Source organism: Suipraeoptans intestinalis (assembly GCF_009696485.1).
GTDB lineage: Bacteria > Bacillota > Clostridia > Lachnospirales > Lachnospiraceae > Suipraeoptans > Suipraeoptans intestinalis.
This window is the reverse complement of the sequence record NZ_VULY01000002.1, coordinates 1-5,454: the sequence shown is the minus strand read 5'-3', so window position 1 is coordinate 5,454 and position 5,454 is coordinate 1. Positions and strand designations below refer to the sequence as shown.

Sequence of the window (5,454 nt, the reverse complement as noted above, 5' to 3'; positions counted from 1 at the left end):
GCGGGACACCCTGTATTTTAAAGACGATGATTCCCGTCTGTCTTTTCTGCAGGGCAACTATATTACCCTGACCAATATGAGCGAGGCAGATGTAGAAAGGATCATCCGTTACCGGCTGGAGCCCATCAACATCTCTTTTCATACCACCAATCCCAAACTCCGGTGCGAGATGCTGCACAACAGGTTTGCGGGGAAGCGTTGAAAAAGGTGGACCGGTTCTATGAAGCGGGAATCCAGATGAACGGCAGATCGTTTTGTGCAAGGGGTCAACGACGGAGAGGAGCTGGAAAGAAGCATCGAAGATCTCAGCATATCTGCCGTATCTGCAAAGTGTTTCCGTGGTTCCGGTAGGACTGACCAGATTTCGCGATGGACTTTATGAAATGCAGCCTTTTCAAAAGGAGGATGCCAAAAAGGTGCTGGACACCATAAAATCCTGGCAGAAAAAGCTGTATGAGGCTCACGGAGTCCACTTTATCCACGGAAGCGACGAATGGTATCTTCTGGCACAGGAGCCTTTGCCCAGGGAAGAGTGCTACGACGGATACCTTCAGCTGGAAAACGGAGTAGGAATGCTGACGCTTCTGGAAAATGAATTTCAGGAAGCGTTGAAAAAGAGAAAAAGGACGCCAGAAAAAGAAGCGTATCCATTGCAACAGGAGCTTTGGCTTATCCGCGGATCCAGCGCATGGCAAAGCAGATGGAAGAGATCTATGAGGAAACAAAGATCCGTGTGTTTTGTATCCGAAATGATTTTTCGGGAGAGGATCACGGTGTCGGGCCTGATCACCGGACAGGATCTTATTCGGCAGCTAAAGGACAAAGAGCTTGGGCCTTCTTCTCCCCTGTAATATGTTCCGGAACGGGGAAGAGGTATTTCTGGATGACCTCACCGGCAGCAGGTAGAGGATGCTTTACAAGTGAAGATAGATATTGTAAAATCAAGCGGACAAGATTTTGTAAATGCCATCAAAGACGTATAGACGCAGGTAGAAGCAGTGCAGAGAAAAACACAGGCTACAGGCAGAAAAGTGTACGATGCAGGCAGAAAACACAGGCTACAGGCAGAAAAGTGTACGATGCAGGCAGAGAACACAGGCTACAGGCAGAAAAATGCATGATGCAGGCAGAGAACACAGACTACAGGCAAAAGTACAAACAGAAAAAGACGGACAGGAAAAAGCAGATAGGAGAAGATAGATGAGTAAACCGGTAGTGGCGGTAGTAGGACGTCCAAACGTAGGAAAATCTACATTGTTTAACGCACTGGCAGGAGAGATGATCTCCATCGTAAAGGATACGCCGGGAGTGACCAGGGATCGTATTTATGCGGATGTGTCCTGGCTGGATAAGGAGTTTACCCTGATAGATACGGGAGGAATCGAGCCGGAGAGCGGGGATGTGATCCTGTCTCAGATGAGAGAACAGGCACAGATCGCCATTGATACGGCAGACGTGATCCTGTTTCTGACGGATGTCAGACAGGGGCTGGTGGATGCGGATTTCAAAGTGGCAGATATGCTGAGGCGATCCCAGAAGCCGGTGGTTCTGGCAGTGAACAAGGTGGACAATTTTGAAAAATTCATGCCGGATGTGTACGAATTTTACAATTTGGGAATCGGAGAGCCAAAGCCCATCTCCGCAGCGGGAAAACAGGGACTGGGAGATCTTTTGGACTGTGTGGCAGATCATTTTCCTCAGGGATTGGAAGGAGAGGAAGAGGATGAAAGGCCAAGGATCGCCATTGTGGGGAAACCCAACGTAGGAAAATCCTCTATCATCAACCGGATCCTGGGTGAGCAGAGGGTGATCGTATCGGATGTGGCAGGAACCACAAGAGATGCCATTGACACGGATGTGAAGCGGGGAGACCGGGAGTATGTATTTATTGATACAGCGGGACTTCGCAGAAAGAATAAGATCAAAGAGGAACTGGAACGATACAGCATCATCCGCACGGTGACAGCCGTGGAGCGGGCAGATGTGGTGCTGGTGGTGATCGACGCGGCGGAAGGGTCACGGAGCAGGACGCCAAATAGCCGGGATCGCCCATGAGCGGGGCAAGGGATCATCCTGGTGGTCAACAAATGGGATGCGCTGGAAAAGAATGACCGAACCATGCGGGAATATGAAAATGAGCTGAGAAGGATCCTTTCCTTTATGCCCTACGCCCAGACCATGTATATTTCGGCTCTGACAGGGCAGAGGGTGGAAAAACTGTTCGACGCCATCGACACGGTCATTGCAAACCAGACGTTAAGGATCGCTACCGGCGTTCTGAACGAGATCGTGACCGAGGCGGTTGCCATGCAACAGCCGCCGTCAGATAAAGGGAAGCGCCTGAAGATCTACTATATCACCCAGGTATCTGTGAAGCGCCGACTTTTGTTATTTTTGTGAATGACAAGGAACTGATGCATTTTTCTTATACCAGGTATCTGGAAAACAAGATCAGAGAGGCGTTTGGCTTCGGAGGAACGTCCCTGAGATTTTTCGTGCGGGAAAGAAAGGAAAAGTAAGATGGAGCGACTGGTGTGTTTGGCTGTAGGGTATGCCTTTGGACTGATACAGACAGGATACTTGTGCGGGAAGTTTCAAAAAAAAGATATCCGGACGATGGGTAGCGGTAATGCGGGACGACTAATGCTCTTCGGACGCTGGGATGGAAGGCCGGTCTGGTCACGTTTCTGGAGACGTATTAAAATGCGTCCTGGCAGCGGAGTAGTTACGCTTCTGTATGGACGCATTTTAATACGTCTCCAGAAACGTGACCAGACGGCCTTCCATCCCAGCGTCCGAAGAGCATTAGTCGTCCCGCATTACGCTACCCATCGTCCGGATATCTTTTTTTTGAAACTTCCCGCACAAGTATCCTGTCTGTATCAGTCCAAAGGCATACCCTACAGCCAAACACACCAGTCGCTCCATCTTACTTTTCCTTTCTTTCCCGCACGAAAAATCTCAGGGACGTTCCTCCGAAGCCAAACGCCTCTCTGATCTTGTTTTCCAGATACCTGGTATAAGAAAAATGCATCAGTTCCTTGTCATTCACAAAAATAACAAAAGTCGGCGGCTTCACAGATACCTGGGTGATATAGTAGATCTTCAGGCGCTTCCCTTTATCTGACGGCGGCTGTTGCATGGCAACCGCCTCGGTCACGATCTCGTTCAGAACGCCGGTAGCGATCCTTAACGTCTGGTTTGCAATGACCGTGTCGATGGCGTCGAACAGTTTTTCCACCCTCTGCCCTGTCAGAGCCGAAATATACATGGTCTGGGCGTAGGGCATAAAGGAAAGGATCCTTCTCAGCTCATTTTCATATTCCCGCATGGTTCGGTCATTCTTTTCCAGCGCATCCCATTTGTTGACCACCAGGATGATCCCCTTGCCCCGCTCATGGGCGATCCCGGCTATTTTGGCGTCCTGCTCCGTGACCCCTTCCGCCGCGTCGATCACCACCAGCACCACATCTGCCCGCTCCACGGCTGTCACCGTGCGGATGATGCTGTATCGTTCCAGTTCCTCTTTGATCTTATTCTTTCTGCGAAGTCCCGCTGTATCAATAAATACATACTCCCGGTCTCCCCGCTTCACATCCGTGTCAATGGCATCTCTTGTGGTTCCTGCCACATCCGATACGATCACCCTCTGCTCACCCAGGATCCGGTTGATGATAGAGGATTTTCCTACGTTGGGTTTCCCCACAATGGCGATCCTTGGCCTTTCATCCTCTTCCTCTCCTTCCAATCCCTGAGGAAAATGATCTGCCACACAGTCCAAAAGATCTCCCAGTCCCTGTTTTCCCGCTGCGGAGATGGGCTTTGGCTCTCCGATTCCCAAATTGTAAAATTCGTACACATCCGGCATGAATTTTTCAAAATTGTCCACCTTGTTCACTGCCAGAACCACCGGCTTCTGGGATCGCCTCAGCATATCTGCCACTTTGAAATCCGCATCCACCAGCCCCTGTCTGACATCCGTCAGAAACAGGATCACGTCTGCCGTATCAATGGCGATCTGTGCCTGTTCTCTCATCTGAGACAGGATCACATCCCCGCTCTCCGGCTCGATTCCTCCGTATCTATCAGGGTAAACTCCTTATCCAGCCAGGACACATCCGCATAAATACGATCCCTGGTCACTCCCGGCGTATCCTTTACGATGGAGATCATCTCTCCTGCCAGTGCGTTAAACAATGTAGATTTTCCTACGTTTGGACGTCCTACTACCGCCACTACCGGTTTACTCATCTATCTTCTCCTATCTGCTTTTTCCTGTCCGTCTTTTTCTGTTTGTACTTTTGCCTGTAGTCTGTGTTCTCTGCCTGCATCATGCATTTTTCTGCCTGTAGCCTGTGTTCTCTGCCTGCATCGTACACTTTTCTGCCTGTAGCCTGTGTTTTCTGCCTGCATCGTACACTTTTCTGCCTGTAGCCTGTGTTTTTCTCTGCACTGCTTCTACCTGCGTCTATACGTCTTTGATGGCATTTACAAAATCTTGTCCGCTTGATTTTACAATATCTATCTTCACTTGTAAAGCATCCTCTACCTGCTGCCGGGTGAGGTCATCCAGAAATACCTCTTCCCCGTTCCGGAACATATTACAGGGGAGAAGAAGCCTCGTCCCAAGCTCTTTGTCCTTTAGCTGCCGAATAAGATCCTGTCCGGTGATCAGGCCCGACACCGTGATCCTCTCCCCGAAAAAATCATTTCGGATACAAAACACACGGATCTTTGTTTCCTCATAGATCTCTTCCATCTGCTTTGCCATGCGCTGGATCGCGGATAAGCCAAAGCTCCTGTTGCAATGGATACGCTTCTTTTTCTGGCGTCCTTTTTCTCTTTTTTCAACGCTTCCTGAAATTCATTTTCCAGAAGCGTCAGCATTCCTACTCCGTTTTCCAGCTGAAGGTATCCGTCGTAGCACTCTTCCCTGGGCAAAGGCTCCTGTGCCAGAAGATACCATTCGTCGCTTCCGTGGATAAAGTGGACTCCGTGAGCCTCATACAGCTTTTTCTGCCAGGATTTTATGGTGTCCAGCACCTTTTTGGCATCCTCCTTTTGAAAAGGCTGCATTTCATAAAGTCCATCGCGAAATCTGGTCAGTCCTACCGGAACCACGGAAACACTTTGCAGATACGGCAGATATCTGCTGAGATCTTCGATGCTTCTTTCCAGCTCCTCTCCGTCGTTGACCCCCTTGCACAAAACGATCTGCCCGTTCATCTGGATTCCCGCTTCATAGAACCGGTCCACCTTTTTCAACGCTTCCCCCGCAAACCTGTTGTGCAGCATCTCGCACCGGAGTTTGGGATTGGTGGTATGAAAAGAGATGTTGATGGCTCCAGCCGGTAACGGATGATCCTTTCTACATCTGCCTCGCTCATATTGGTCAGGGTAATATAGTTGCCCTGCAGAAAAGACAGACGGGAATCATCGTCTTTAAAATACAGG

General features: G+C 49.7%; 1 protein-coding gene and 7 pseudogenes. 5 read left to right on the top strand and 3 right to left on the bottom strand.

The genetic code is table 11. The features are described 5' to 3' along the window. From FYJ34_RS12900 to FYJ34_RS14970, 5 genes and pseudogenes are all read left to right on the top strand, one after another. A pseudogene (locus FYJ34_RS12900) lies at window positions 1-202 on the top strand (radical SAM protein); the annotation flags it as partial. Window positions 203-383: 181 nt separating this feature from the next. Then, a pseudogene (locus FYJ34_RS12895) lies at window positions 384-773 on the top strand (DUF512 domain-containing protein); the annotation flags it as partial. Then, window positions 665-1,204 (top strand): hypothetical protein, encoded by a 540-nt coding sequence (locus FYJ34_RS14980; RefSeq protein ID WP_235899127.1) that lies wholly within the window; start codon window positions 665-667, stop codon window positions 1,202-1,204. The pseudogene FYJ34_RS12895 and the gene FYJ34_RS14980, both read left to right, overlap by 109 nt. Then, a pseudogene (gene der / locus FYJ34_RS14975) lies at window positions 1,201-2,519 on the top strand (ribosome biogenesis GTPase Der). Before FYJ34_RS14980 ends, der (FYJ34_RS14975) begins: the two are co-directional and overlap by 4 nt. A gap of 1 nt (window position 2,520) precedes the next feature. Further along, window positions 2,521-2,716, top strand: a pseudogene (locus FYJ34_RS14970) (glycerol-3-phosphate acyltransferase); the annotation flags it as partial. A 24-nt stretch (window positions 2,717-2,740) separates the two neighbouring features. On the opposite strand, the pseudogene FYJ34_RS12885 reads toward FYJ34_RS14970, so the two are convergent. The 3 pseudogenes from FYJ34_RS12885 to FYJ34_RS00030 form a co-directional block, all read right to left on the bottom strand. Continuing rightward, window positions 2,741-2,928: pseudogene (locus tag FYJ34_RS12885) on the bottom strand (glycerol-3-phosphate acyltransferase); the annotation flags it as partial. A 1-nt stretch (window position 2,929) separates the two neighbouring features. Next, a pseudogene (gene der / locus FYJ34_RS00035) lies at window positions 2,930-4,251 on the bottom strand (ribosome biogenesis GTPase Der). Window positions 4,252-4,468: 217 nt separating this feature from the next. Next, window positions 4,469-5,454 (bottom strand): annotated as a pseudogene (locus FYJ34_RS00030) (DUF512 domain-containing protein); the annotation flags it as partial.